Genomic DNA, 25,485 nt, shown 5'->3' on the forward strand with positions numbered 1-25,485 from the left:
ATACGATGCTGACCCGTTTCGCCGTCGCACCCAGCGGTTTCAAGGAGTCCCTGTCCGCCCAGTCCGCGGCCGACGCCATCGCAGCCGGGGTCCGCCGGGTGGTGCCCGGTGCCGAGATCGACCTCATCCCCCTGGTGGACGGCGGGGAGGGCACCGCCGAGGCGCTGGCCGCGGCGGCCGGCGGGCGGCTCGTCCGGCTGACCGCCACCGGGCCCACGGGCCGGCCGGTCGCCACGCATTTCGCGATGCTCGACAAGTACACGGCCGTGGTGGAGATGGCCGCGGTCGCCGGACTGTCGCTGGTGCCGCGCGATCTGCGGGACCCGGCCGCCACCACGACCTACGGCGTCGGTGAACTCATCCGTGCCGCGCTCGACGAGGGCGCCCGGGAGATCCTGGTGGGCTGCGGCGACTCCGGCACCTCCGACGGCGGTGCGGGCGCCCTCCAGGCCCTCGGGGCGCGGCTCCTCACCGCGGACGGCACGGAACTCCCGTACGGCGGACGGGAGCTGCTCCGGCTGGACCGGATCGACGTCTCCGGTCTCGACCCTCGGCTCGGCCGTACCGATATCCGGGTCGCCTGCAATCCGTTCAACGTGCTCTGCGGTGAGCGGGGGGTGGCCCGGGTCTTCGGCCCCCAGAAGGGGGCGACGCCCGAGCAGGTCGAGCAGTTGTCGGCGGCGCTGGAGCACTGGGCGGACGTCCTCACCCGCGATCTGGGCGTCCGGGCCGATCTGTACGAGGGCCCGGGGACGGGCGCCTCCGGCGGGCTCGGCGCGGGGCTCGCGGCGCTCGGCGCCCTGCTGCTGCCCCGGTTCGAGGTCCTGCTCGACCATCTCGACCTCGACGCCCGGCTGGCCCGGGCGGATCTGGTGCTCACCGCGGAGGGGGCGCTCGACCACCAGACGACGCGCGGCAAGGTGCCCGCCGAGGTCGCCCGGCGGGCCAAGCGGTACGGCCGTCCGGTGCTGGCCCTGGCGGGCACGATCGGGGAGGGCGCGCACCAGGTGCGGTCGGCGGGGGTGGACGCGTACAGCGCGATCCTGCCGGCTCCGGTGACCCTGACCGAGGCCCTCGGCCGCGGCGGGGAGTTCCTCACCGACGCGACCGAGCGGGCGCTGCGGATGGTGCTGATCGGGACGCGGATCCCGGAGCGTCAGCCGGTCGGCGCGGTGGCCGCGGGCACGGTCCCGGGGTCCGGGACGCACCTGCCGTCCTCGGTGCGGTAGGTCCAGCGGGCGCCGTCGGTGACCAGCTCACGGACGGCGCCGATGAAGCGGTCCAGGTGCTCGTCGGGCGTACCGGCGCCGAAGCTGACCCGGATGGCGTTGAGCGACCGCTCCCCCGGCTCGGCCTCGGGGGCACCGCACTCACCCGGGTCCTGCGGGTCGCTGCCCAGCAGGGTGCGGACCAGGGGGTGGGCGCAGAACAGGCCGTCGCGGACACCGATGCCGTACTCGGCGGAGAGCGCGGCCGCGAAGTGGGAGCTGTTCCAGCCCTCGACGACGAAGGAGATCACACCGACCCGCGGGGCGTCGTCGCCGAACAGGGAGAGGACCTTGACCTCCGGGACCTCCGCGAGGCCGGCGCGGACGCGGGCGACGAGCGCCTGCTCCCGGGCGACCAGACCGTCGAAGCCGGCTTCGGTGAGGGCGCGGCAGGCGGCGGCGATCGCATAGACGCCGATGACGTTCGGTGAACCGGCCTCGTGGCGGGCGGCCGTCGTGTGCCACTCCACCTCGACGCCGCCGTCGGCGCGGCGGGCGACCTTGCGGGAGGCGCCGCCGCCCGCGAGGTACGGATCGGCCGCGCGCAGCCAGTCGGACCGGCCCGCGAGGACGCCCGAGCCGAAGGGCGCGTACAGCTTGTGTCCGGAGAACGCGACCCAGTCGACGTCCAGTTCCTGGACGGAGACCGGGTGGTGCGGGGCGAGCTGCGCGGCGTCGAGGACGATCCGGGCGCCGTGGGCGTGCGCGGCGGCCGCGAGTTCCTTGACCGGCCACAGCTCGCCGGTGACGTTGGAGGCGCCCGTGACGCAGACCAGCGCCGGGCCGTACGGGTCCCGGTCCGCGAGGGCCCGCTCCAGGGTGGTGACGGCATCGCCGGGGGTCCGCGGCGCGTTGAGGTAGGTCACCCGGGCATCCCTCCACGGCAGCAGCGAGGCGTGGTGCTCGGTCTCGAAGACGAAGACCTGGCAGTCGGCGGGGAGTGCGGCGGCGAGGAGGTTCAGGGAGTCGGTGGTGGAGCGGGTGAAGACGACCTGGTCGCCGTCGCGGCAGTCGAGGAACTCTGCGACGGTGCGGCGGCTGTTCTCGAAGAGGTCGGTGGAGAGCTGGGAGAGATAGCCCGCGCCCCGGTGCACGCTGCCGTAGTACGGCGCGTAGGCGGCGACGTCGTCCCAGACCCGCTGGAGGGCGGGGGCGCTGGCGGCGTAGTCGAGCGCGGCGTAGGTCACTTCGCCGCCGGTGACGAGCGGGACGGTGACATCGCTGCCGAGTACGGGGAGGGGGGTGGTCGCGGCGGTGGCGGTGGTGGCGACGGGCTGCGGACACACGGATGCGGACATGACGAACTCTCCCGGGAGGGCAGGCGGAATGAAGGCTTCAAAGGCCCCGCACGGCAGACGGAAGGGGCGCGTGGTGCTCGGGCGCACGGCGTTCCGGGGTACGGGGATGTGCTGAAGAAGGGGCTACGAAGCCCTATCGCATTCGCTTGCTCACGAGGCTGCTCCCTTGAGGACCAGGACCCCAGGGTGTCGCAGGGGTCCGCGCTTGCCGCGGGCCTCGCTGCCCACGGCCTGGTCTTCACCCGGGGCACCCCGCCACGGACGGAGGGTTGCCGGACAGCGGGCCGGGGCCGTAGTCGCTGTCACTCATGACCTGGCCCAAACCGTATGCGACAGCCTGCGACCTCGCAACCCCCGTCCGCTATCCGGACCGTCCCTCGGCGCGGGTACGCATCAGGGGGCGGCACCCCGGGGCGCCCGGGACGGAACAGGGCGGGGACCCTGCTCATTGCCCGCCGCAACCGCGCCAAGCAGTCGGCGACGAGCTCGGCGAGGGCCGAATTCCGGCTCCGAGCCGCCGTGGGCCGTTCGCGCAGTTCCTCGCGCCCCTTCATGATCGCCCCGCCCCTGAACCGGTAGCGCTGCCTGGGCTCTTCTTCTCCGGCAGGGTGCGGTCGAGGTCCTAAGGGGCGCGAGGAACTGCGCGACAAGCCACGGACGGCTTGCGGCCTGAAATCGGCCCCCGCCGAGCACGGCGCTCGCCGTCGAGGCCCGGCCGGGCGGGGTGCTCGCCCGCAAGGCCGGGGCGCCCGGGGTCTCGCGGACCCGAGGGGCGCCGGCCGAGCGGCTCCGGGCTCGGGGCCCTGGTCCTCGGCCGGGCCGGAGGCTACTTCGTGGCTTGGATCCAGCGGGTCAGCGTCGCCGAGGCCGCTCCCGAGTCCAGGGAGTCCGCCGCGCGCGCCGCCGCCGCCGCGATCTGGGTCGTCAGGGGCTCGTCCGTCGGTGCCAGCGCGACCAGCGCCGCCGCCGCGTTCAGCACGACCGCGTCCCGTACCGGCCCCCGCTCCCCCGCGAGCACCCGGGTCGCGACCTCCGCGTTGTAGGCGGCGTCGGCGCCGCGGAGGGCTTCGACGGGGACGAGGTCGATGCCGACGTCACGGGGGTCGAACGCTTCCTCCCGTACCGTGCCGTCACGGACGATCCAGACCCGGGACGTCGCCGTGGTGGTCAGCTCGTCGAGGCCGTCGTCGCCGCGGAAGACCAGCGCCGACGAGCCCCGTTCGGCCAGCACCCCGGCCATGATCGGGGCCATCCGGGCGTCGGCGACGCCCGTCGCCTGCGCCCCGACCCGGGCGGGGTTGGTCAGCGGGCCGAGGAAGTTGAAGGTGGTCCGGATCCCGAGTTCCCTCCGCGCCGCCGCGACGTACCGCAGCGCCGGATGGAACTTCACCGCGAAGCAGAACGTGATGCCCGCCTCCTCGGCGACCTCCGCGACCCGCCGGGGCGTGAGCTCCAGATTGACGCCGAGCTTCTCCAGGACGTCGGAGGCTCCGGAGGCGCTGGAGGCGGCACGGTTGCCGTGCTTCACGACCTTGGCGCCGGTCCCGGCGACCACGATCGACGCCATCGTGGAGATGTTGACGGTCTTCGCGCCGTCGCCGCCGGTGCCGACGATGTCCACCGTGGGCCCGGGCACGTCGATCAGATGGGCGTGCTCGTACATCGTCCGTACCAGACCGGAGATCTCCGCCACGGTCTCACCCTTGGCCCGCAGCGCCACCGCGAAACCGGCGATCTGCGCGTCGGTCGCCTCCCCGCTCAGGATGCGGTCCATCGCCCAGGCCGTGGCGTCCGCGCTCTGGTCGTGGTTGGTGAGCAGGGAGTCGAGTACGGCCGGCCAGGAGTGGGCCGCCACGCTGTCGCCGCCTGCCGGGGTCACAACGTTCATGGTCCGCTCCCGGGTCCATCGTGAGTAAGGGATACCGCCCACCCTATCCAGCGCCGGGTACGGCAAAGAGCCCCGTCCGGGCAGTGGACGGGGCTCTTGCCGTGGCGACGCTTTCAGCGGTCGGTCAGCGGTCAGTGCTTGCCGCTGGTGACCTCCTCGTGCTCACCGTGGCCATGGCCGTGACCATGGGCCGCGGCGATCTCCTCGTACTCCTCGCGCGTGGCCTTGGGGATCTGGTTCCCCTCGCCGTAGAAGCCCTTGCTGAGCTTCGCGCGGAACTTCTGTACGGGCGAGATCTTGCGGCGCACGCCGTTCTCGTCGACCTCGGGGCCGACTTCGAGCGGCTGGTGCTGGGTGTGCGCGGTGAGGGTGTGCAGATCCGACTGGCTGAGCGGCTCGTGCACCTCGATGAACTCTCCGTGCGGCAGCCGCTTGATGATGCCGGACTCGCGTCCGTGCAGCACCTTGTCGCGGTCGCGGCGCTGGAGACCCAGGCAGATGCGCTTGGTGATGATGAACGCCAGGACCGGTCCCACGAAGAAGAAGATCCGGACGAACCAGGTGATCGCGTTGATCGACAGATGGAAGTGGGTGGCGAAGAGGTCGTTGCCACCACCGACCAGCATGATGAAGTACGCGGTCAGCCAGGCCACACCGAAGGCGGTACGGGTCGGGGCGTTGCGCGGGCGGTCCAGGATGTGGTGCTCGCGCTTGTCGCCGGTGACCCAGGACTCGATGAACGGGTAGACGGCGATCGCGGCCAGCACCAGCGGGAAGATCACCAGCGGGATGAACACGCCCAGGACCAGGGTGTGGCCCCAAGCGTTGATCTCCCAGCCCGGCATCACTCGGATCAGACCCTCGGCGAAGCCCATGTACCAGTCGGGTTGCGCGCCGGTGGAGACCTGGTCGATCCGGTAGGGACCGACCGACCAGACCGGGTTGAGCGTCGCGATCGCCGCGATCACCGCGATCACACCGAAGACCAGGAAGAAGAAGCCTCCGGCCTTGGCCATGTAGACCGGCAGCAGCGGCATGCCGACGACGTTCTTGTTGGTCCGGCCGGGACCCGCGTACTGCGTGTGCTTGTGGTAGACGACCAGGATCAGATGGGCGACCAGCAGGCCCATCATGATGCCGGGCAGCAGCAGGATGTGGATCGAGTAGAACCGCGGCACGAAGTCGTGCCCGGGGAACTCGCCGCCGAACAGGAACATCGAGATGTACGTACCGACGATCGGCACGGACAGGATCGCGCCCTGCATGAAGCGGACACCGGTGCCGGAGATCAGGTCGTCCGGGAGCGAGTAGCCGGTGAAACCGGTGAACATGCCCAGGACCAGCAGCAGGAAGCCGAACAGCCAGTTGACCTCGCGCGGCTTGCGGAACGCGCCGGTGAAGAAGACGCGCATCATGTGGACCATCATCGCGGCGACGAAGATCAGCGCGGCCCAGTGGTGGATCTGGCGGATCAGCAGACCGCCGCGGACGTCGAAGCTGATGTCCATGGTCGAGGCGAACGCCTCGGACACCTTCACGCCCTGGAGCGGCACATAGCTGCCCTCGTAGACGATCTCGTTCATCGACGGGTTGAAGAACAGCGTCAGATACACACCCGTGAGGATGATGATGATGAAGCTGTAGAGGCAGATCTCGCCGAGCATGAAGGACCAGTGGTCCGGAAAGATCTTCCGCATGTTGGCCTTGGCGAGGGAGTAGATCCCCAGCCGGCCGTCCGCCCAGTCGGCGACCCGCTCGCCCGCGGGTGCCTTGCGGTCGTCCACGGACTGCTTGTTATCGGTCGTAGTACTCATCCGCGCTCCCAGAAGGCGGCACCGACAGGCTCCTCGAAGTCGCCGAGCGCTTCAAGGTTGCCCTCGGCGTTCACACCGATCCGCAGCTGCGGAAGCGGGTGACCCGCCGGGCCGAAGATGACCCGGGCGCCGTCGGAGAGGTCGAAGGTGGATTGGTGACACGGGCACAGCACGTGGTGCGTCTGCTGCTCGTAGAGGCTGATCGGGCAGCCGACGTGGGTGCAGACCTTGGAGAAGGCGACGATGCCGTCGTGCGACCAGTCCAGCTCGCGCTTGTCCTTGATGTCCTCCGGCTTGATCCGGACGAGCATCAGGGCCGCCTTGCCCATCTGAATCTGCCAGTCGTGGGCGTGCGGGTCGAGGCCCTCGGGGCTCGCGAAGACCAGCGAACCGACCGTGATGTCCTCGGGACGCAGCGGCTCATTGGTGTTCATGTTGATGAGCTGCTTGCCCTTGGCCCACAGGGTGGAGCGGAGCTTCTTCTCCGGCAGCGGACCGAGGTCGCGCAGCAGCACCACACCGGAGAGCGGCACCAGGGCCATCGCACCGAACATGGTGTTGCGGATCAGCTTGCGCCGGCCGAAGCCGGACTCCTCGTTGCCCGCCCGCCAGTCGGCCATGACCTGGGCCTTGACCTCGGGGGACGCTTCGATCGGGTGCCGGTCGTCGGCGACCTCGACATCGGACATCAGGGTGCGGGCCCAGTGGACCGCGCCCGCGCCGATGCAGAAGAGGGCGACGCCCAGGGTCAGACCGAGGGAGAAGTTCAGCGCGCTCACATGGCCGAACGGGAAGATGTACACGATCTTGTCGACCGGGAAGATGACGTAGCAGGCGATGAAGCCCACCGTCGCCAGCATCGACAGCGTGAACAGCAGAGCGACGGTGCGCTCGGAGCGCTTGGCTGCGGCCTCGTCGATGTCCTGGATACGCGGCTTGTGGGCCGGCAGTCCCGGGTCGGCGAACGGGTCGGCGGAACCGGTCCCGTGCGGGGTGACGGCAGCGCCGCCCCCGTCCTGCTCGTGCGGCAGGTTCTCTTCTGGAATGTCTTGGCTACTCATGACTTCTTGGCCTTAGCGGTGTGGGCCGCGACCCAGACGGCAACTGCGATCAGCGCGCCGAGCCCGAAGACCCAGGCGAAGAGACCCTCGGAAACGGGGCCGAGAGCACCGAGGGAGAGACCACCGGGGCTCTCCGCCTGGCTGTCGTTCATCTCCTGGACATAGGCGATGATGTCCCGCTTCTCCTGCTCGGGCATGATGCCGTCGGGGAAGGAGGGCATGTTCTGCGGGCCGGTCTGCATGGCCTCGTAGATGTGCTTGGCGCTGACGCCCTCAAGGGTGGGGGCGTACTTGCCCTCGGTGAGCGCGCCGCCCTTGCCCGAGAAGTTGTGGCACTGGGCGCAGTTGTTACGGAAGAGGTCGCCGCCCTTGGCGACGTCCGCGCCCGTGGGGCTGTACTGCTTCTCGGTCGGCGTGACCGGACCGGCACCCATCGCACCGATGTAGGCCGCCAACTGGTCGACCTCGGCCTGGGTGTAGATGGCAGGCTTCTTCGGCACCTGGGCGCCGGGCTGCTGGGCCGGCATACGGCCGGTGGTGACCTGGAAGTCGACCGCTGCGGAGCCGACGCCGACCAGGCTCGGACCGTCGGTCGTACCTTCACCGCCCGTTCCGTGGCAGCTCGCGCAGCCGACGGTATAGAGCTTCTTGCCCTCCTCGATGGCGAGGGACTGGGCGGTTTCGTCAGCCTGTGCCTTGTCCGCGGGCGCGAACGCGGCGTACAGCCCCCCGGTGGCCGCCAGCGCGAGGAGTAGGACGACGATCGCCGCCAGCGGATGGCGTCGTCGTGCGGAGAGCTTTTTCACGGATTACCCCGGTGTCAGGATTTTCTGCGTCGTGCTTCTGGACTGTGTCTGTCTGCATCTGACTGCGTCTGTCTGCGGGCCGCCGGGCGGTCTGCCGCCGGCAGCGGCTCGTGCGTCGGGCGGCGGACCGCCCGCCCCATTACTTGATCATGTAGATCGTGAGGAAGAGGCCGATCCAGACGACATCGACGAAGTGCCAGTAGTAGGACACGACGATGGCGGAGGTGGCCTGCTCATGGGTGAAGCGCCGGGCCGCGTAGGTGCGGCCCAGGACCAGCAGGAAGGCGATGAGACCGCCGAGGACGTGCAGTCCGTGGAAGCCGGTGGTCAGGTAGAAGACGGAACCGTACGGGTCCGACTTCAGCGAGAGACCGTGCTGGACCAGCTCGGTGTACTCGTACACCTGGCCGCCGATGAAGATCGCGCCCATGATGAAGGTAACGATGAACCAGGTCCGGAGCTTCTTCACATCACCGCGCTCGGCGGCGAAGACGCCGAGCTGACAGGTGAGGGAGGAGAGCACCAGGATCGTGGTGTTCGTCGCCGAGAAGGGAAAGTTGAGAAGGTCCGCCCGCTCACTCCAGAAGTCGGCACCCGTCACCGAACGCAGAGTGAAGTACATCGCGAAGAGGGCCGCGAAGAACATCAGCTCGGAACTCAACCAGATGATGGTTCCGACGCTGGTGAGGTTCGGTCGATTGACCGACGGGTGCGCGTGCCCGATATCTACTGTCGTTGCTGTCGCCACGACCGACATTATGTCGGTCGCTTATCCCGCCCTCACTCCGGGGGGTGCCGTTCGGTGTGTCAGCGGCCCCGTCCCAGCTCGAACGGCCCATCGCGCGGGCCGGAAAGCGGGCGGCGGGCGGCTGTCCGCACCGTGGTGGACGGAGTAGCATCCGCCCCATCGGTACCAGGGTCCGACGACGCGGAGGAACGATGCAGCCGACCGCCACCGTGCTGGTCTACAGCGACAACGCCAACACCCGTGAGCAGGTGCGGCTGGCCGCGGGACGGCGGCCGGCCCCCGATGTGCCGCCGGTCGAGTTCGTGGAATGCGCCACTCTGCCCGCCGTTCTGACCCGGCTGGACCGGGGCGGGATCGACGTGTGCGTGCTGGACGGGGAGACCGTGCCCGCCGGCGGGATGGGCGTCTGCCGCCAGATCAAGGACGAGATCTTCGACTGCCCGCCGGTGCTGCTGCTGATCGGGCGCCCGCAGGACGCCTGGCTGGCGACGTGGAGCCGGGCGGACTCGGCGGTGACGCTGCCGGTGGATCCGGTGGAGCTGGCCGGCGCGCTGGCGTCCCTGCTGCGCGCCCGTACCGCCGTGGAGGCCTGACGGGCGGCCGTTCCCTCCTTCGGGGTGCTTCCCGGGGGCCCTGCGGCGGCTGCGGCCGCCACAGGGCCCCCGTTCCGCTTTTCGGGTGAATACGGTGCCCCGGGCGATCCGGGGCGCGGAGGTTCCCGTACGGCCCCCCTGAGCGCGTTGTGGGGCCGTACGGGTGATCGGGGCCGCGGTTCAGATCCGCGGGCGCAGCCGGGCCGCGTCGGTGGCGCTGCTGCCGTCGGGCTTCGTATCGGCGTTCAGGGCGCTGCCTTCGCGCCATTCCGGCCACTCCATGTTCCAGTCGCCGTATCCGTTGCCGAAGACGTCCATGTCCTCGCCGATGCTGTTGATCACCTCGACGAGGTCGCCCTCCTGGAAGTTCTCGTAGAACCAGGCGGCGTTGCGGGTGGACATGCCGGTGCAGCCGTGGCTGACGTTGGCGTAGCCGTGGGAGCCGAGGGACCAGGGCGCGGCGTGGACGTACTCGCCGCTCCAGGTGACCCGGGTGGCGTAGTACACGGGCAGGTTGTACGCCTCGGAGCCGCCGATGCCGACGCTGGAGCCGCGCATGCGGACGAAGTATTCCTTGCCGAGCACGACCTTGACGCCGTTGCGGGTGGCGAAGCCCGGCTTGCCGGTGGTGATCGGCACGGAGCGGATCACCTCGCCGTTCTGGAGCACGGTCATCCAGTGGGAGGAGGCGTCCACGATGGCCTCCATCCGGTCGTCGAAGGTCATCTTCAGGGGTTCGCCGGGAGGGCCGCCGTAGAGCCCCTTGGCGATCTTCACGCCCTGGAGGTTGTTGGTGACGGTGGCCTTGCCGCCCTCGGGCCAGTACTCCTTGGGGCGGTAGTGCAGGACGTCGTCGTTGAGCCAGTGCCAGGCGCCTTCGACACCGGGTTTGACGTCGACCTTGAGACCGCGCTCCACGGCCTTGCGGGAGGCCTTGTCCACGGGTGCGCTGAGCTCGGCGATGATCGGCTGGCCGACGCCGTACTCGCCGTTCTCGGGTGCGAACTCGACGGTCAGCTGCTCCTTGGCGGGGGCGGTGGCGAAGGTGAGGCTGCGGCTGCCCGGGGAGCCCTCGGGGTTCTCCGTGGCGACCCGGGCGGTGTATTTGGCGCCGGCCGACAGGGCGCCGGTGGAGCGCCAGCGCACCCCGTCGGCGGAGAGCTCGCCCGCGAGGTGGTGCCCGGTGTCGTCCACCACGGACACGTCCGTGATGCGGCCCTCTTCGCGCTTCACGGTGACTTCGAGCGGTTTGTCGGGGTTCACCTTGGTACCCCCCTGGGGGGTATTGAAGGTGACCTGCTTCGCCGCGTCGTAGGGCTTGACGGTCAGTGGGTCGGGGCCTGCCTCGCCGCAGGCGATCGCAACCGCACCGAGGGAGACCAGCAGCAGGGAGCAGCGGAGCACGGTGCGAAACCGGGGCGTCTGGTTCATAGCTCACACCGTAGGAAGATCGCCTCCCGGGAGCGCGCTGGATGCGTACAAAAGGGGAAGGCCCGGGTCCCCCTGGGTGAAGGGGGACCCGGGCCCGGTGTGTGTCATTGACACGGACCGTTTACTGGTTCTGGTTCTCGCCGCGGTAGTACTCGAAGACCCAGGCCCAGATGCCGACCAGGATGATCGGCGCCGAGAAGTACATCAGCCACCAGCCGATCGCCACCGAGAGGAAGGCGAGGGCTCCGCCGGAGGCCAGGAAGAGCGGCGCCCAGCTGTGCGGGGAGAAGAAGCCGACCTCGCCGGCCTCGTCCGCGACGTCCGCTTCCTTGTCGTCCTGGGCCATCGCGTCGACCCGCTGCGCCGTGAAGGCCAGGTAGAAGCCGACCATGAGGCTCAGGCCGAAGGCCATGAAGAGCGCGGTGGTACCGGCCGGCTCCTTCGACCAGACGCCGTAGAGGATGGCGATGGCGAGGATGAAGACGCTCAGCCAGATGAACATCCGTCCTTGGATCTTCACTTGCCGGCCTCCTTCCCGGAGATCTGGGCGGTGTCGCCGTGGTCCAGCTGGTCGAGCGCGGCGATCTCCGGGTGGTGGAGATCGAACGCGGGCGATTCGGAGCGAATCCGCGGAAGGGTGAGGAAGTTATGCCGCGGCGGCGGGCAGGACGTAGCCCATTCGAGGGAACGGCCGTAGCCCCACGGGTCGTCGACCTCGACCTTCTTGCCGTACTTCGCCGTCTTCCACACGTTGTAGAAGAACGGCAGCAGGGAGGCACCGAGAACGAACGAGCTGATCGTGGAGATGGTGTTCAGCGCGGTGAATCCGTCGGCGGCCAGATAGTCCGCGTACCGGCGCGGCATGCCCTCGGCACCCAGCCAGTGCTGGACCAGGAAGGTGCCGTGGAAGCCGAGGAACAGCGTCCAGAAGGTGATCTTGCCGAGCCGCTCGTCCAGCATCTTGCCGGTGAACTTCGGCCACCAGAAGTGGAAGCCGGCGAACATCGCGAAGACCACGGTGCCGAAGACGACGTAGTGGAAGTGCGCGACGACGAAGTACGAGTCGGAGACGTGGAAGTCCAGCGGCGGCGAGGCCAGGATGACACCGGTCAGACCACCGAAGGTGAAGGTGATCAGGAAGCCGATGGTCCAGAGCATCGGTGTCTCGAAAGACAGCGACCCCTTCCACATGGTGCCGATCCAGTTGAAGAACTTCACACCGGTCGGGACCGCGATCAGGAAGGTCATAAAGGAGAAGAACGGCAGCAGCACACCGCCGGTGACGTACATATGGTGCGCCCACACCGTCACCGAAAGGCCGGCGATCGCGATGGTGGCGGCGACCAGGCCCATGTAGCCGAACATCGGCTTCCGGGAGAAGACCGGAATGATCTCCGAGACGATGCCGAAGAACGGCAAGGCGATGATGTACACCTCTGGATGGCCGAAGAACCAGAAGAGGTGCTGCCAGAGCAGTGCACCGCCGTTTGCGGCGTCGAAGATATGGGCGCCGAATTTACGGTCGGCCTCCAGCGCGAAGAGCGCGGCGGCCAGCACCGGGAAGGCGAGCAGCACCAGCACACCGGTGAGCAGCACGTTCCAGGTGAAGATCGGCATCCGGAACATCGTCATACCCGGTGCGCGCATGCAGATGATCGTGGTGATGAAGTTGACCGAGCCGAGGATCGTGCCGAAGCCGGAGAAGGCCAGACCCATGATCCACAGATCGGCGCCGACGCCCGGCGAGCGGACGGCGTCCGACAGCGGGGAGTAGGCGAACCAGCCGAAGTCGGCCGCACCCTGCGGGGTGAGGAAGCCGGCCACCGCGATCAGCGAGCCGAAGAGGTACAGCCAGTACGCGAACATGTTCAGCCGCGGGAACGCCACATCGGGCGCACCGATCTGGAGCGGCATGATCCAGTTGGCGAATCCGGCGAACAGCGGCGTCGCGAACATCAGCAGCATGATCGTGCCGTGCATCGTGAACGCCTGGTTGAACTGCTCGTTCGACATGATCTGCGTGCCGGGGCGAGCGAGTTCGGCGCGCATGAAGAGCGCCATCACGCCACCGATGACGAAGAACACGAACGACGTGACCAGGTAGAGCGTACCGATGGTCTTGTGGTCGGTGGTGGTCAGCCACTTCACCACCACGTTGCCCGGCTGCTTGCGCCGGACCGGCAGCTCGTTCTCGTACGAGTCGTCGGTCGCGGCGGCACCCTGGGGTTGATTGAGGATGCTCACAGTTGCTTCTTCTCCGCGTTGATGGCCGGCGTGGTCTGCGCGATGCCCGCCGGGATGTACCCGGTCTGACCCTTGTCCGCCAGCGTCTTCAGGTAGTCCTGGTACTCCGCGGGCGAAACGACCTTGACGTTGAAGAGCATGCGGGAGTGGTCGACACCGCAGAGTTCGGCGCACTTGCCGAGGAAGGTGCCCTCCTGCGTGGCGGTGACCTCGAACGCGTTGGTGTGACCCGGGATGACGTCCTGCTTGAACAGGAAGGGGACCACCCAGAAGGAGTGGATGACGTCACGGGAGGTCAGGATGAAGCGGACCTTCTCGCCCTTCGGCAGCACCAGGGTCGGGCCCGGGTTACCGGTCTCGGGGTCCCGGGTGCCGGGGATGCCGGCCTCCCAGACGCCTCCCGCGTTGGCAGGGAGGTCGTCGCGCCACTTGTCGGGGATCGCCTTGAGGTTCTTGTCCGTCTTGGCGTCGCCCGTGGAGCCCGGGACGTTCTCGATGTAGTTGAAGCCCCAGCTCCACTGGAAGCCCACCACGTTCACGGTGTGCTTCGGCTTGTCGGAGAGGGAGAGCAGCTTCGACTCGTCACGTGCGGTGAAGTAGAAGAACACCGAAACGATGATGAGCGGGACCACGGTGTACAGCGCCTCGATGGGGAGGTTGTACCGGGTCTGCGGAGGAACCTCGATCTTGGTGCGGCTGCGCCGGTGGAAGAACACGCTCCACAGGATCAGGCCCCAGACGAGGACGCCCGTGACGAGCGCCGCCGCCCACGAGCCCTGCCAGAGGGAGAGGATGATGGGCGCCTCTTCCGTAACCGGGGTGGGCATACCCAGCCGGGGGAAGTCTTCCCAGGTGTATTCGCAACCGGTGGCGGTAACCAGGATCAGGCCCGCAGTCAGCACCTGCGGCAGCTTCCGCCGCATCGGGCGCCGCGACACGGGGGTACCACCCGCGCCATGGCTGCGGGGGAGGTCGGAGCCGTTGGGACTCACGTAGCGCCTTCCCGAGAGTCTCGGCCCGCGCGCGACGGGTGCGGCCGTCACGCTGGTCGGTCGCCGGCCCTGACGCGGGCAGGGGTTTGGATGTTTATGCGGACCAAACCCTACTGGACGCTATTTGGGGTCGCGCGGGGAGGGTGCCCAACGCGCCGTCCGACCCCCTGAAGGGATGGAATCACCCCGAAATTTACCCTGATTTCCCCCTCAAACGACCGGGAGTGAGGGGTGGCTGGGGGCCATTCGGGCGGGCCGTTGCGGAATCCCGGGACCCCTTCCCCGCACCGGGTGGAGCCATGGGTTCCGCCGGGTGACGGCCCGCCGCCCGCCGGGAGTTCGGCGTGGCGTTACGTTGAGGGCGTGCCCTACTTCGACGCCGCTTCCTCCGCTCCGCTGCACCCTGTGGCCCGGCAGGCCCTGCTGGCCGCCCTCGACGAGGGGTGGGCCGACCCGTCCCGGCTCTACCGGGAGGGGCGGCGCGCCCGGCTGCTGCTGGACGCGGCGCGGGAGGCCGCGGCGGAGGCGGTGGGCTGCCGCCCGGACGAGCTCATCTTCACTCCTTCGGGGACGCGCGCGGTTCACCTCGGGGTGTCGGGGGCGGCTTCGGCGCGCCGGCGGGCGGGCCGCCGGGTGGTCGTCTCGGCGGTCGAGCATTCGTCGGTTCTGCATGCGGCGGACCGTTTCGCCCTGACGGAGGTGCCGGTGGACCGGCTCGGCCGGGTGTCGGCGGCCGCGTTCGCCGGGGCGCTGGGGCCGGATTCTTCGGGTGAGGGTGCGGCGCTGGCGTGTCTCCAGTCGGCCAATCACGAGACGGGTACGGAGCAGCCGGTGGCGGAGGTCGCCGGGGTGTGCCGGGAGGCGGGGGTGCCGCTGCTGGTGGACGCCGCGCAGTCGCTGGCGTGGGGGCCGGTCGACGGGGGCTGGTCGCTGCTGGCCGGGAGCGCGCACAAGTGGGGCGGTCCCGCGGGGGTGGGGCTGCTCGCGGTCCGCAAGGGGGTCAGGTTCGCCCCGCAGGAGCCTGCGGACGAGCGGGAGTCGGGCCGGTCTGCGGGGTTCGAGAATCTTCCGGCGATCGTGGCCGCGGCGGCGTCCCTCCGGGCGGTGCGTGCCGAGGCCGCGGACGAGGCGGCGGGGCTGCGGGCCCTGGTGGACCGGATCCGGACCCGGCTCCCGGAGCTGGTGCCCGATGTGGAGGTGGTGGGGGATCCGGTGCGGCGGCTGCCGCATATCGTCACCTTCTCCTGTCTGTACGTCGACGGGGAGACGCTGCTGCACGAGCTGGACCGGGCGGGTTTCTCGGTGTCCTCGGGCTCGTCGTGCACATCGAGCACGCTGACGCCGAGCCATGTGCTGCGGGCGATGGGGGTGCTGAGCGAGGGCAATGTCCGGGTGTCCCTGCCGTTGGGTACGGCGGCGGCGGACGTGGACCGTTTCCTCGCCGTCCTGCCGGACCTGGTGTCGGCGGTCCGCGCCCGGATCGGCGCCCCGGCCGGGCCGGCCGCCGAGCCTGTGGCGGAGGAGGCTGCGGCGGATGCAGGGGAGGCCGGGGAGGCCCTGGTCCTCGACACGCTCGGCAGGCGCTGCCCGATTCCGGTGATCGAACTGGCGAAGCTCCTCCCCCGGGTCCCGGTCGGCACCATGATCACCGTCCTCTCGGACGACGAGGCGGCCCGGCTGGACATTCCCGCGTGGTGCGAGATGCGGGGCCAGGAGTACGCGGGCGAGCATCCGGCGGAGCGGGGCACGGCGTACCTGGTCCGTCGGGTGTCCTGACGGACGGTCCACGGGGGCTTCAGAACTCCGGGCCGGGCCCCCTTTCGGAGGGCCCGGCCCGGGAGCACCTTGCCACCCCGGCCCCAGGGCGGATGGCGTGGCCACCGCTCAGGACCCGCCCGACCTCAGGGTCCGGCGAGTGAGCCGAAGGGGGGCGGCTGGGGTCCCCCCACGCCGAAGGCGTAGGGGGACTGGAAGGAGAACGCGCGCAGGCCGTGAGGAACGAGCGTCCGAGCACGATCGACTGAAGACCGCGGCTCAAGCCCCCCGGAGGCGAACCGAGCCCAAAAACTAGAGGTACTTGTGGACCTCGGCGGCGGCTTCGTCGCCGTAGGCCTTGGCGAAGCGCTCCATGAAGTGTGCGCGGCGCAGCGTGTACTCCTGGGTGCCGAGGGTTTCGATCACCAGGGTGGCGAGCATGCAGCCGATCTGGGCGGCGCGCTCCAGTCCGACGCCCCACGAGAGGCCGGAGAGGAAGCCCGCGCGGAAGGCGTCACCGACGCCGGTGGGGTCGACCTTGGCGGTCTCCTCGGCGCAGCCGACTTCGATGGGGTCTTCGCCGGCGCGTTCGATCCGGACGCCCCGGGAGCCGAGGGTGGTGACGCGGTGGCCGACCCGGTCGAGGATTTCTGCGTCGTTCCAGCCGGTCTTGTTCTCGATGAGTCCCTTCTCGTACTCGTTGGAGAAGAGGTAGGTGGCGCCGTCGAGCAGTATCCGGATTTCGTCGCCGCTCATCCGGGCGATCTGCTGGGAGAAGTCGGCGGCGAAGGGGATGCTGCGGGAACGGCATTCCTCGGTGTGGCGGAGCATCGCTTCGGGGTCGTCGGCGCCGATGAGGACGAGGTCGAGCCCGCCGACGCGGTCGGCGACGGACTTCAGCTCGATGAGCCGGGCTTCGCTCATGGCGCCGGTGTAGAAGGAGCCGATCTGGTTGTGGTCGGCGTCCGTGGTGCAGACGAAGCGTGCGGTGTGGAGGACTTCGGAGATCCGGACGGAGCCGGTGTCCACTCCGTGGCGGTCGAGCCAGGCCCGGTATTCGCCGAAGTCGGCGCCGGCGGCGCCGACCAGGACGGGCTTGGTGCCGAGCTGTCCCATGCCGAAGCAGATGTTCGCGCCGACGCCTCCTCGGCGCACGTTGAGGGTGTCGACCAGGAAGGAGAGGGAGACCGTGTGGAGCTGTTCGGCGACCAGCTGGTCGGCAAAGCGACCGGGGAAGGTCATCAGATGGTCGGTGGCGATGGAGCCGGTGACTGCGATTCGCACGGCGTATGCGCTCCTGGGACGCGGGGATATGACGCTTAACGCTACCCGGTCGTACCAGGTGACCAAAGCGCATAAACTACCCGATAGTAGATGCTTTCCCCCCGACTCTTGGGTGCATACGGTGCGCTTATGACGAACTCCGGCCGTTCTCCGGCCTCCCGTGACCTGGAATTCACCCTTGCCCAGCTGCGCGGCGACTGCGTCCGGATGGCCCCGCACTGGACGGTTCCCGCGACCGTCGCGGATGCGCCGGTGTCGCCGTCGCGGATCCACGGCGTCGTGGTGCCCGCGGCTTCGGTCCGTCTGGTGCGGGGGATGACCGACAGCTGATCCGACGGCTGATCCCGCGGCCGATCCCGTGCCTGCTTCCGGCGCCGGTGCACGGGCCGGGAACCGTACGCGCCCTGCTTCCGTCCCATCGCCGAGCCCCGGACGGGGATCTCGGGGGGAACGGCGGCAGGGAGTATGCGGTGAGTGGTACACGGACCACGGACGACGAGCGCGCACGCAGGCGGTTCCCCCTGGTCGCGTCCGTCGTGGCGGCAGTGCTGGTGGCGGGCGGCGGCGGGGTCTGGCTGGCCTCGTCGGCGGGTGGGGACGGCGGCCGGGACCCGGCCGGCGGGAGCAGTGCCGGCGGGGAACTGCCGAAGCTCCCGGTGTCCTCGGTGCTCTCCCCGGCGGAGCGGATCGCCCCGGGTGAACCGCATCCGGCGGGCGGAGTCCTGGAACGGCGGCCGGGGACCGGTTTCCCGGACGCGCCGGACTCGGCCCCGGTCCACCGGGCCGACGACGGCCCGAAGGCGGCGGACGTGGCCGCGGCGGCGAAGGCCTTCGGGCTGGCGGGTCCGGTCAGGTCGGAGGCAGGCGGGTGGCGGGCAGGACCGGACGCCGACGGTACGGGTGCGGTGTTCCAGGTCTCGGCCCGGGCGCCGGGCGCCTGGTCGTACGGCGCGCACGCGGGCACGGCCGAGACCGACAACTGTGCGAAGAAGGCCGACTTCTGCTCGGGCCCCTATGTCCCGCCGGGTCCGGCGAGGGCACCGGGGCAGCCGGTGGCGCCACCCGTGACCGAGTCCGTCGCACGGGCGGCGGCGGCGCCGGTGCTGAAGGCGCTCGGGCTGGGTGACGCCGTGGTCGACGCCGGCCGGACGGCCGGGCCGACGCGGATCGTGACGGCGGATCCGCTGCTCGGGGGCGTACGGACGCAGAACTATGCGACGGTGCTCCAGATCGGGCCCGACGGGTGGATCGTCCAGGCGAACGGGTTTCTTTCGGTGCCCGTGAAGGGGAAGGCGTATCCGCTGATCACGGCCGACCGGGCGCTGAAGGACGCGAACGCGGCGGCGCTCGGCGGATACGGCGACGGCCGGAGCGGGCCGCCCGCCTGTGCCACGGCAGTCCCGCTGGACGGGGCGGCCGATCCCGGAGCCCGTACGGAACCGGACCCGGTGAACTGCGGGCCGGCCCGGCCGTCGGGCGCCCGGCTCCCGGTGACCGGTGCCGTGCTCGGGCTGACCGCGGTGCACGGCACCGAGCGGGTGACCTTCGTTCCGGCGTGGCTGTTCTCCGTGGCACCCGCCGGTGGCAAGGGTGCCGGATACACGGTCGCGCAGCCCGCGGTCGAGCCGCGGTATCTGGACCGGGACGGGGCGACCGCTCCCGGCGGAAAGGTTTCACCCAAGGCACCGGCCCCGTCTCCCGATGCCCTGAAGCCCCCGACGGCCCCTTCGGCCCCGACGGCTCCCGGGGGCAGTGCGGTGGACTCCTACCGGGTGGACGGGCGGACGCTGGTCCTGACCTTCTACGGCGGGGTGTGCGAGACGTACCGCGCGACGGCCGAGGAGAGCGGGGGGACGGTCCGGGTGACCGTGAAGGGGACCTGGCAGGCCCCGGGGAAAGCGTGCATCGCGATCGCCAAGGAGCAGACGGCGAAGGTCGTCCTGGCTGCGCCGCTGGGTGACCGGAAGGTCGTGGACGCGTCGACGGGGACGGCGGTACGGCGCGGCTGACCCCGCACCCCGGGCCCCGGCCGGGAGCGGCCGTACGGACCCGTGGAAACGCACGAGGCGGTGGCCCCCTGTCCGGGGCCACCGCCTCTGACCGTTCTCCGCGCCTCCGGCCGTCCGGCCCCGGCGCGGGAGCGGTTAGTTGAAGGAGTCGCCGCAGGCGCAGGAGCCCGTGGCGTTCGGGTTGTCGATGGTGAAGCCCTGCTTCTCGATGGTGTCGACGAAGTCGATGGACGCACCGCCCAGGTAGGGAGCGCTCATCCGGTCGGTCACGACCTTCACACCGTCGAAGTCCTTGACGACGTCGCCGTCGAGGGAGCGCTCGTCGAAGAAGAGCTGGTAGCGCAGGCCGGAGCAGCCGCCGGGCTGGACGGCGACGCGCAGCGCCAGATCGTCACGGCCCTCCTGGTCGAGCAGGGCCTTCACCTTGGCCGCGGCGGCGTCGGACAGGAGGATGCCGTCGCTCACGGTCTGGGTCTCGTCCGATACGGACATCTGCTTCATCACTCCCGGGATGGGCTCTCCCCACCGAGGCAGGGCGAGGTACGGAGACTGCTTGCCGACACTGCAACCGGCGCGGCCGCGGATTCATTCCGGACCTGTTGTTACCCGTCGCTACCTGTCGTTCCCCTTCATGCTCGCACATCGCCCCGGGGGTGACGGGCGGGCGGCCGGGTCCGGACCGGCGGGCGGCGGTGTCCGATCGGGAGGTGCGTCACATTGACGCTATCGAGATCGTCAAAGTGACACGAAGTGGTTATCATAGATAACGTCAAACAGACGAAAAGGCCTGATCGCAGAGAGAAAGGTGTGTGGGACGTGACCACCACCCCAACGGGTACGGAGCCGCGGAAGGCCGCGCTCGACGTGGCGCCGACGCCGCTCGCGCTGCTGCTGCTCGGCCGGGAGGCCGATCCGAGGAGTGAGCGCGGCGTCGAGTGCCCCGGCGATCTGCCGTCCCCGTCGGATCCGGACCTGGTGGAGCGGGCCCGTACCGCGAAGGCGAAGCTCGGTGACCGCGTCTTCGTCCTGGGCCACCACTACCAGCGCGACGAGGTCATCCAGTTCGCGGATGTCACGGGCGACTCCTTCAAGCTGGCCCGGGATGCCGCCGCCCGCCCGGAGGCCGAGTACATCGTCTTCTGCGGTGTCCACTTCATGGCGGAGTCCGCGGACATCCTGACCTCCGACGACCAGAAGGTCGTCCTGCCGGATCTGGCCGCCGGATGCTCGATGGCCGATATGGCGACGGCCGAGCAGGTCGCCGAGTGCTGGGACGTGCTGACCGAGGCCGGAATAGCCGGGCAGGTCGTCCCGGTGTCGTACATGAACTCGTCGGCGGACATCAAGGCGTTCACCGGCCGGCACGGCGGCACGATCTGCACCTCGTCCAATGCGCAGCGGGCCCTGGAGTGGGCGTTCGAGCAGGGGGAGAAGGTGCTGTTCCTCCCCGATCAGCACCTCGGACGGAACACCGCCGTCCGCGATCTGGGGATGTCCCTCGACGACTGTGTGGTCTACAACCCGCACAAGCCGAACGGCGGGCTCACCGCGGAGCAGCTGCGCTCGGCGAAGATGATCCTGTGGCGCGGCCACTGCTCGGTGCACGGGCGGTTTTCGCTGGATTCGGTCGAGGACGTACGGAACCGGATCCCCGGCGTCAATGTGCTGGTGCACCCCGAGTGCAAGCACGAGGTGGTGGCCGCGGCGGACTACGTCGGCTCCACGGAGTACATCATCAAGACCCTGGACGCGGCCCCGGCCGGGTCGAAGTGGGCGATCGGCACCGAGCTGAACCTGGTCCGGCGGGTGGCGAACGCGCACCCGGACAAGGAGGTCGTCTTCCTCGACCGTACGGTCTGCTTCTGCTCCACCATGAACCGGATCGACCTGCCGCACCTGGTCTGGACGCTGGAGTCGCTCGCCGAGGGCACGCTGGTGAACCGGATCCGGGTCGACGAGGAGACGGAGCACTACGCGAAGCTGGCGCTGGAGCGGATGCTCGCCCTGCCGTAGGCCGTGTCCCGCGAATTCCCGGGAACTCCCGGGAACTCCCGGGAACTCCCGGGAAGGGGGTGCCGCGCCGTGGACCACGGCGCGGCACCCCCTTCCCGTACCGGCGGACGGTGTCAGCCGCAGATCCAGTCGGTGAGCTGCTCCGGCCGGGCGAGTGCGATCAGATGCCCTCCCGGCAGCGGCTCGACCGGGACGCCCAGCCGTTCCGCGACCACCTTCCGCTGGAACTCCAGCGGGAAGAAGCGGTCGTCCCGGCCCTGGAGGAAGCGGGTGGGGACGTCCGGCCAGGCGTCCAGCGGCCACGGGTCGGCGAAGAGCGCCTCGGACGGCCCGCCGGGCGGGCCGATCGCCAGCGCCTCGTCAGCGATCTCCGGGGGCACGTCGTGGAAGAAGTCCACCAGCGGGTCGAAGGGCGCTTCCGGGTCCCGGCCGTCCCGGAGCGCCGCGATCCGGCGGGCCTCCGGATGCCCGGTGCCGGCCCACCACTCCCCCGCGCTCTCGCCGGGCGCCGGGACCATCGCGTTCACCAGGATCAACTTCTCGACCGGGATCCGTCCGCAGAGCAGCGGCGCGACGAACCCGGCGAGCGACTGGGCCACGACGACCAGCCGCCCGGATGCGGCGTCGAGCTGTTCGATCACCGCGTCCGTGTAGTCGGCCAGCCCCGCGGTGTTGTCCTCGGGCAGATCGACGGCGACGGCCTCATGCCCGCGGGCGCGCAGCTCCGGTACGACGCGGTGCCAGTACCAGGCGCGGCCGTCGGCGCCGGGGATGAGTACGTACTCCGTCATCCCCACATCGTGCCGCACCCATGAGTGATTTGTGCGCTTTAACCCCTTTTGGAATGCCGTGGCTTCGGAATGACGTCCGGTACCGCCGGGGGGCGGCAACGGCCGGAGCCCGCTCGCGGTGTGCGAGCGGGCTCCGGACGACGGGCAGGCGGCCCGGGCGCGCCGGTGGCGGGGAAGCCGCCACCGGCGGGCCGGGCAGGTCGTTTCCGGTGGGAACGACTCAGGCCTTCTGCAGCGTGAGCTCCTCCCCCGCCGCGTCGGGCGGCGTCGGGCCGCCGTCCTTCTTGGCCCGCTTGGCCGCCTTCTTGGCCGCGCGGCGCTCCTTGCGCAGTTCGACCATGGTGTACAGCGTCGGCACCAGCAGCAGCGTCAGCAGGGTCGAGGAGAGCAGTCCGCCGATCACCACGACCGCCAGCGGTTTGGCGATGAAACCGCCCTCGCCGGTGATGCCGAGGGCCATCGGCAGCAGGGCGAAGATCGTGGCCAGGGCGGTCATCAGGATCGGGCGGAGCCGGTGCCGGCCGCCCTCGATGACCGACTCGACCACGCCGTAACCCTGCCTGCGGTACTGGTTGATCAGGTCGATCAGCACGATCGCGTTGGTGACCACGATGCCGATCAGCATCAGCATGCCGATCAGTGCGGGTACGCCCATCGGGGTGTTCGTGGCCAGCAGCAGTCCGATCGCACCGGTCGCCGCGAACGGGATGGAGACCAGCAGGATCAGCGGCTGCACCAGCGAGCGGAAGGTGGCGACCAGCAGCATGAAGACGATCGCGATCGCCGCGAGCATGGCGAGGGCGAGGGAGCCGAAGGCCTCGTCCTGGTCCTCGGCAACTCCGCCGATGGAGGCGGTGGCACCCTCGGGCAGGTCCAGGTCCTTGACCTTCGCCTGGAGGTCGGAGCTGACCGCTCCGGTGTTGTCACCGGTCGGCTTGGCGCTGATCGTGGCGGCGCGGGCGCCGTCGATCCGCGTCATCGACACCGGGGCGGGTGCCAGCTTCACATCCGCGATCTCGCCCAGCTTCACCGAGCCGAGCGACAGCTCCCGCAGTTCGGCCATGGTCTTGGCGGGCCTGGCCGAGGTGACCACGACATCGCGCTCGGTGTTGTTCAGGATCGCCTTGGCGGCCGGGGTGCCCCGGACGGCCTGGAGAACCTCCGCGCCGAGCGTGGCGTCGCTGAATCCGGCCGCGGCCGCGTTGGCCTTGGCGGTGACGGAGATCCGCGGAATGGACTGGGCCAGGTCGCTCTGGACGTCGGTGACGTCCTTCATCTCGGCGACCTCCTTGCGGACCAGCTCGGCCGCGGTCTTCAGGGTCGCGGAGTCGGACGCCTTGACGACGACGCTCAGGTCCTGGCTGCCGAAGCCGTCACCGGCCGAGATGGTGGTGTCGCCGATGTCCTTGAGCTTCGCCAGCTCGTCGTCGATCCGGTCGCGGACCTTGTCGAAGTCGGAGGCGTCCTTCAGGGTCATCTGGTACGAGGCCTGGTTGGCGCCCGTACTGCCGCCGAAGGCGGCCATCCAGCCGGTGGAACCGACGGTGACCTGGTAGTTCTCCAGTTCGTCGATGCCCGCAAGGACCTTCTCGACCTTCTTGGACGCGGCGTCGGCGGCCTCCAGGCTGGTCCCGGCGGGCAGCTCCTGGCGGACCGACATGACCTCCTGCTCGCCCTCGTCGAAGAAGTTCGTCTTCAGCAGTCCGGCCATGCCGAAGGTGCCGACGAGGATGACCAGGGCCAGCACGACACTGGTGATCCGGCGGCGGGTGGCGAAGTGCAGGACCGGGAGGTACGAACGCTGGAGCTTGCTGCGCCCCTCCTTCTCCTCCGCGATCCGCCGGGCCTCTTCCTGGTCGAGACCCCGCACGTCCTTGGGGGCGCGCAGGAACCAGAACGACAGCACGGGGACGACGGTGAGGGAGACCAGCAGCGAGGCGAGCAGGGCCGCGGTGATGGTCAGCGAGAACGAGCCGAACAACTCACCGATCATGCCCCCGGCGAAGCCGATGGGCAGGAAGACGGCGACGGTGGTCAGGGTGGAGGAGGTGACCGCGCCCGCGACCTCCTTCACCGCGTTGATGATCGCACTCTCCCGCTCCTCGCCGTAACCGAGGTGACGCTTGATGTTCTCCAGCACCACGATCGAGTCGTCGACGACCCGGCCGATGGCGATGGTCAGCGCACCGAGGGTGAGCATGTTCAGGGAGAGGTCGCGGGTCCACAGGACGATCAGCGCCAGCACCACGGAGAGCGGGATGGAGACCGCGGTCACCAGGGTGGAGCGCAGGGACGCCAGGAAGACCAGGATCACGATCACGGCGAAGACCAGGCCGAGCGCGCCTTCGGTGGTCAGACCGGAGATCGCCTTGGAGACCGCGGGGCCCTGGTCGGAGACGACCGTGACCTCGGATCCGGCGCCCAGGTCCTTGCGCAGGTCGGGCAGCTTGTCCTTGACCGCGTCGGAGATGGCGACGGCGCTGCCGTCCTTGTCCATGTTCGCGTAGACCGCGAGGCTGGGCTTTCCGTTGGTACGGGTGAGGGAGACCGCCGCGGCCGGGGTCTGCGCCACCGTCGCCAGGTCACCGAGGCGGACCGGCGCGCCCTCGGAGCGCGGGATCCGCAGCTCCTGAATCTGCTGGATGCCCGTGTAACCGGCGCCCACCTGGACGGTGCGGCTCTTGCCGTCCTCGCTGAAGGCACCGGCCGGCATGCTGGCGCCGCCCGCCTGCAGGGCTGCGGCGAGCGCCGCGTTGTTCAGGCCCGCGGCGGAGAGCTTGGCCGGGTCGGGGGTGACGGAGACCTGGACGTCGCGTACACCGGCGATGGTGATCTGGCCGGTGCCCTCGATGTCCTCCAGCGCGGGGATGACGACCCGCTCCAGCTGGTCGGCGAGCGCCTGCTCGTCCTTGTTGGAGGAGCTGACGGCGAGGACGACGGCCGGGATGTCGTCGGTCGAACCGGCGATGACCTCGGGCTCGACGTCCTGGGGCAGCTGGGACCTGGCCCGGTTCACGGCCTGCTGGACATCGGCGACGAGCTGCTTGGTGCCCTCGCCGTACTCGAAGCTGGCCATGATCACGGCGTTGCCCTCGCTCGCCGTGGAGGTGATGCCCTTGATGCCGTCGACCGCCTCGATGGAGTTCTCCAGCGGTTCGACGACCTGCTTCTCCACCATGTCCGGGGAGGCGCCCTCGTAGGGGGCGAGCACCGACACCATCGGCAGGGAGATGGATGGCAGTAACTGCTGTTTGATCTGAGGTATCGCAATCGCCCCGAAGACGAGTGCGATGATGGACATCAACCCGACCAAGGCGCGTTGTTTCAGGCTGAAGCTGGACAGCCAGGACATAACCGGTTCGACTCTCCTTCGGGGGCTCGTGTTCCGGGCTGACTCCCGGGACGGCCGGGGCACAACGGCCCGCTTATACGATCAGCCACCCCTTAGGGCGGACCCGTCGCCCCCAGGTCCCGTTCTTTATCTCGCGCA

Annotated in this window: 20 protein-coding genes and 1 riboswitch; of the genes, 6 read left to right on the top strand and 14 right to left on the bottom strand. The window is 69.8% G+C overall.

Annotation, left to right across the window (positions count from 1 at the left end):
- Window positions 1-5: 5 nt before the first annotated feature.
- Window positions 6-1,229, top strand: coding sequence for a glycerate kinase family protein (locus tag B7R87_RS07195; protein ID WP_006349731.1), 1,224 nt, complete (start codon window positions 6-8; stop codon window positions 1,227-1,229).
- Here the strand turns inward: B7R87_RS07195 and B7R87_RS07200 are convergent.
- From B7R87_RS07200 to ctaE, 6 genes are all read right to left on the bottom strand, one after another.
- Window positions 1,157-2,566, bottom strand: coding sequence for an aminotransferase class V-fold PLP-dependent enzyme (locus B7R87_RS07200; RefSeq protein ID WP_006349730.1), 1,410 nt, complete (start codon window positions 2,564-2,566; stop codon window positions 1,157-1,159). The genes B7R87_RS07195 and B7R87_RS07200 overlap by 73 nt on opposite strands.
- Before the next feature lie 196 nt (window positions 2,567-2,762).
- Window positions 2,763-2,880: riboswitch (SAM riboswitch) on the bottom strand.
- Between the two features lie 512 nt (window positions 2,881-3,392).
- Window positions 3,393-4,454, bottom strand: a complete 1,062-nt coding sequence (trpD, locus tag B7R87_RS07205) for an anthranilate phosphoribosyltransferase (RefSeq protein WP_006349729.1) — start codon at window positions 4,452-4,454, stop codon at window positions 3,393-3,395.
- 131 nt (window positions 4,455-4,585) lie between these two features.
- Window positions 4,586-6,268, bottom strand: coding sequence for a cytochrome bc1 complex cytochrome b subunit (gene qcrB, locus B7R87_RS07210; protein ID WP_045853119.1), 1,683 nt, complete (start codon window positions 6,266-6,268; stop codon window positions 4,586-4,588).
- Window positions 6,265-7,329 carry a cytochrome bc1 complex Rieske iron-sulfur subunit gene (gene qcrA / locus B7R87_RS07215; protein WP_006349727.1) on the bottom strand — a complete coding sequence of 355 codons (1,065 nt, stop codon included), beginning with the start codon at window positions 7,327-7,329 and terminating at the stop codon, window positions 6,265-6,267. The genes qcrB and qcrA overlap by 4 nt, the downstream gene beginning before the upstream one ends.
- Entirely contained in the window at window positions 7,326-8,135 is an 810-nt protein-coding gene (gene qcrC / locus B7R87_RS07220) for a cytochrome bc1 complex diheme cytochrome c subunit (protein ID WP_006349726.1), read from the bottom strand. Before qcrC ends, qcrA begins: the two co-directional genes overlap by 4 nt.
- Window positions 8,136-8,274: 139 nt before the next feature.
- Window positions 8,275-8,892: an aa3-type cytochrome oxidase subunit III gene (ctaE, locus tag B7R87_RS07225; RefSeq protein WP_006349725.1), complete on the bottom strand. Its 618-nt coding sequence runs from the start codon at window positions 8,890-8,892 to the stop codon at window positions 8,275-8,277.
- 182 nt (window positions 8,893-9,074) lie between these two features.
- Here ctaE and B7R87_RS07230 point away from each other — a divergent pair, with 182 nt between their 5' ends.
- Complete coding sequence (locus B7R87_RS07230) at window positions 9,075-9,476, top strand: DNA-binding transcriptional response regulator (RefSeq protein WP_006349724.1); 402 nt, start codon at window positions 9,075-9,077, stop codon at window positions 9,474-9,476.
- A gap of 180 nt (window positions 9,477-9,656) precedes the next feature.
- On the opposite strand, the gene B7R87_RS07235 is transcribed toward B7R87_RS07230, so the two are convergent.
- The 4 genes from B7R87_RS07235 to ctaC all read right to left on the bottom strand — a co-directional run bounded on the left by B7R87_RS07235 (window position 9,657) and on the right by ctaC (window position 14,143).
- The gene (locus B7R87_RS07235; RefSeq protein WP_006349723.1) at window positions 9,657-10,907 is read right to left on the bottom strand and encodes a L,D-transpeptidase; all 1,251 of its coding nucleotides are present in this window, start codon (window positions 10,905-10,907) and stop codon (window positions 9,657-9,659) included.
- 121 nt (window positions 10,908-11,028) lie between these two features.
- On the bottom strand, window positions 11,029-11,427 hold the full coding sequence (locus B7R87_RS07240) for a cytochrome c oxidase subunit 4 (protein ID WP_006349722.1): 399 nt from the start codon (window positions 11,425-11,427) through the stop codon (window positions 11,029-11,031).
- Window positions 11,424-13,151, bottom strand: a complete 1,728-nt coding sequence (gene ctaD, locus B7R87_RS07245; RefSeq protein WP_006349721.1) for an aa3-type cytochrome oxidase subunit I — start codon at window positions 13,149-13,151, stop codon at window positions 11,424-11,426. The genes B7R87_RS07240 and ctaD overlap by 4 nt, the downstream gene beginning before the upstream one ends.
- Window positions 13,148-14,143, bottom strand: a complete 996-nt coding sequence (gene ctaC, locus B7R87_RS07250) for an aa3-type cytochrome oxidase subunit II (RefSeq protein WP_040916525.1) — start codon at window positions 14,141-14,143, stop codon at window positions 13,148-13,150. Before ctaC ends, ctaD begins: the two co-directional genes overlap by 4 nt.
- Window positions 14,144-14,506: 363 nt before the next feature.
- On the opposite strand from ctaC, the gene B7R87_RS07255 reads away from it, so the two are divergent.
- On the top strand, window positions 14,507-15,919 hold the full coding sequence (locus tag B7R87_RS07255; RefSeq protein ID WP_006349719.1) for a cysteine desulfurase/sulfurtransferase TusA family protein: 1,413 nt from the start codon (window positions 14,507-14,509) through the stop codon (window positions 15,917-15,919).
- Between the two features lie 291 nt (window positions 15,920-16,210).
- Here the strand turns inward: B7R87_RS07255 and B7R87_RS07260 are convergent, their stop codons facing one another.
- Window positions 16,211-17,182 carry a carbohydrate kinase family protein gene (locus tag B7R87_RS07260; protein ID WP_006349718.1) on the bottom strand — a complete coding sequence of 324 codons (972 nt, stop codon included), beginning with the start codon at window positions 17,180-17,182 and terminating at the stop codon, window positions 16,211-16,213.
- A gap of 129 nt (window positions 17,183-17,311) precedes the next feature.
- Between B7R87_RS07260 and B7R87_RS07265 the strand changes: the two genes are divergently transcribed.
- Window positions 17,312-17,512 (top strand): hypothetical protein, encoded by a 201-nt coding sequence (locus B7R87_RS07265; RefSeq protein ID WP_006349717.1) that lies wholly within the window; start codon window positions 17,312-17,314, stop codon window positions 17,510-17,512.
- 140 nt (window positions 17,513-17,652) lie between these two features.
- Window positions 17,653-19,191, top strand: a complete 1,539-nt coding sequence (locus B7R87_RS07270; protein ID WP_006349716.1) for a hypothetical protein — start codon at window positions 17,653-17,655, stop codon at window positions 19,189-19,191.
- Window positions 19,192-19,326: 135 nt separating this feature from the next.
- On the opposite strand, the gene B7R87_RS07275 is transcribed toward B7R87_RS07270, so the two are convergent.
- A complete protein-coding gene (locus tag B7R87_RS07275; RefSeq protein ID WP_006349715.1) occupies window positions 19,327-19,683 on the bottom strand; it encodes a HesB/IscA family protein in 357 nt (118 codons plus the stop codon).
- Window positions 19,684-19,998: 315 nt separating this feature from the next.
- Between B7R87_RS07275 and nadA the strand changes: the two genes are divergently transcribed.
- Complete coding sequence (gene nadA / locus B7R87_RS07285) at window positions 19,999-21,204, top strand: quinolinate synthase NadA (protein WP_006349714.1); 1,206 nt, start codon at window positions 19,999-20,001, stop codon at window positions 21,202-21,204.
- A 113-nt stretch (window positions 21,205-21,317) separates the two neighbouring features.
- On the opposite strand, the gene B7R87_RS07290 is transcribed toward nadA, so the two are convergent.
- The gene (locus B7R87_RS07290) at window positions 21,318-21,995 is read right to left on the bottom strand and encodes an alpha/beta fold hydrolase (protein WP_006349713.1); all 678 of its coding nucleotides are present in this window, start codon (window positions 21,993-21,995) and stop codon (window positions 21,318-21,320) included.
- Window positions 21,996-22,215: 220 nt separating this feature from the next.
- On the bottom strand, window positions 22,216-25,347 hold the full coding sequence (locus B7R87_RS07295; RefSeq protein WP_006349712.1) for an efflux RND transporter permease subunit: 3,132 nt from the start codon (window positions 25,345-25,347) through the stop codon (window positions 22,216-22,218).
- Between the last annotated feature and the right edge of the window lie 138 nt (window positions 25,348-25,485).

The organism is Streptomyces tsukubensis, from assembly GCF_003932715.1.
Taxonomy (GTDB): domain Bacteria; phylum Actinomycetota; class Actinomycetes; order Streptomycetales; family Streptomycetaceae; genus Streptomyces; species Streptomyces tsukubensis.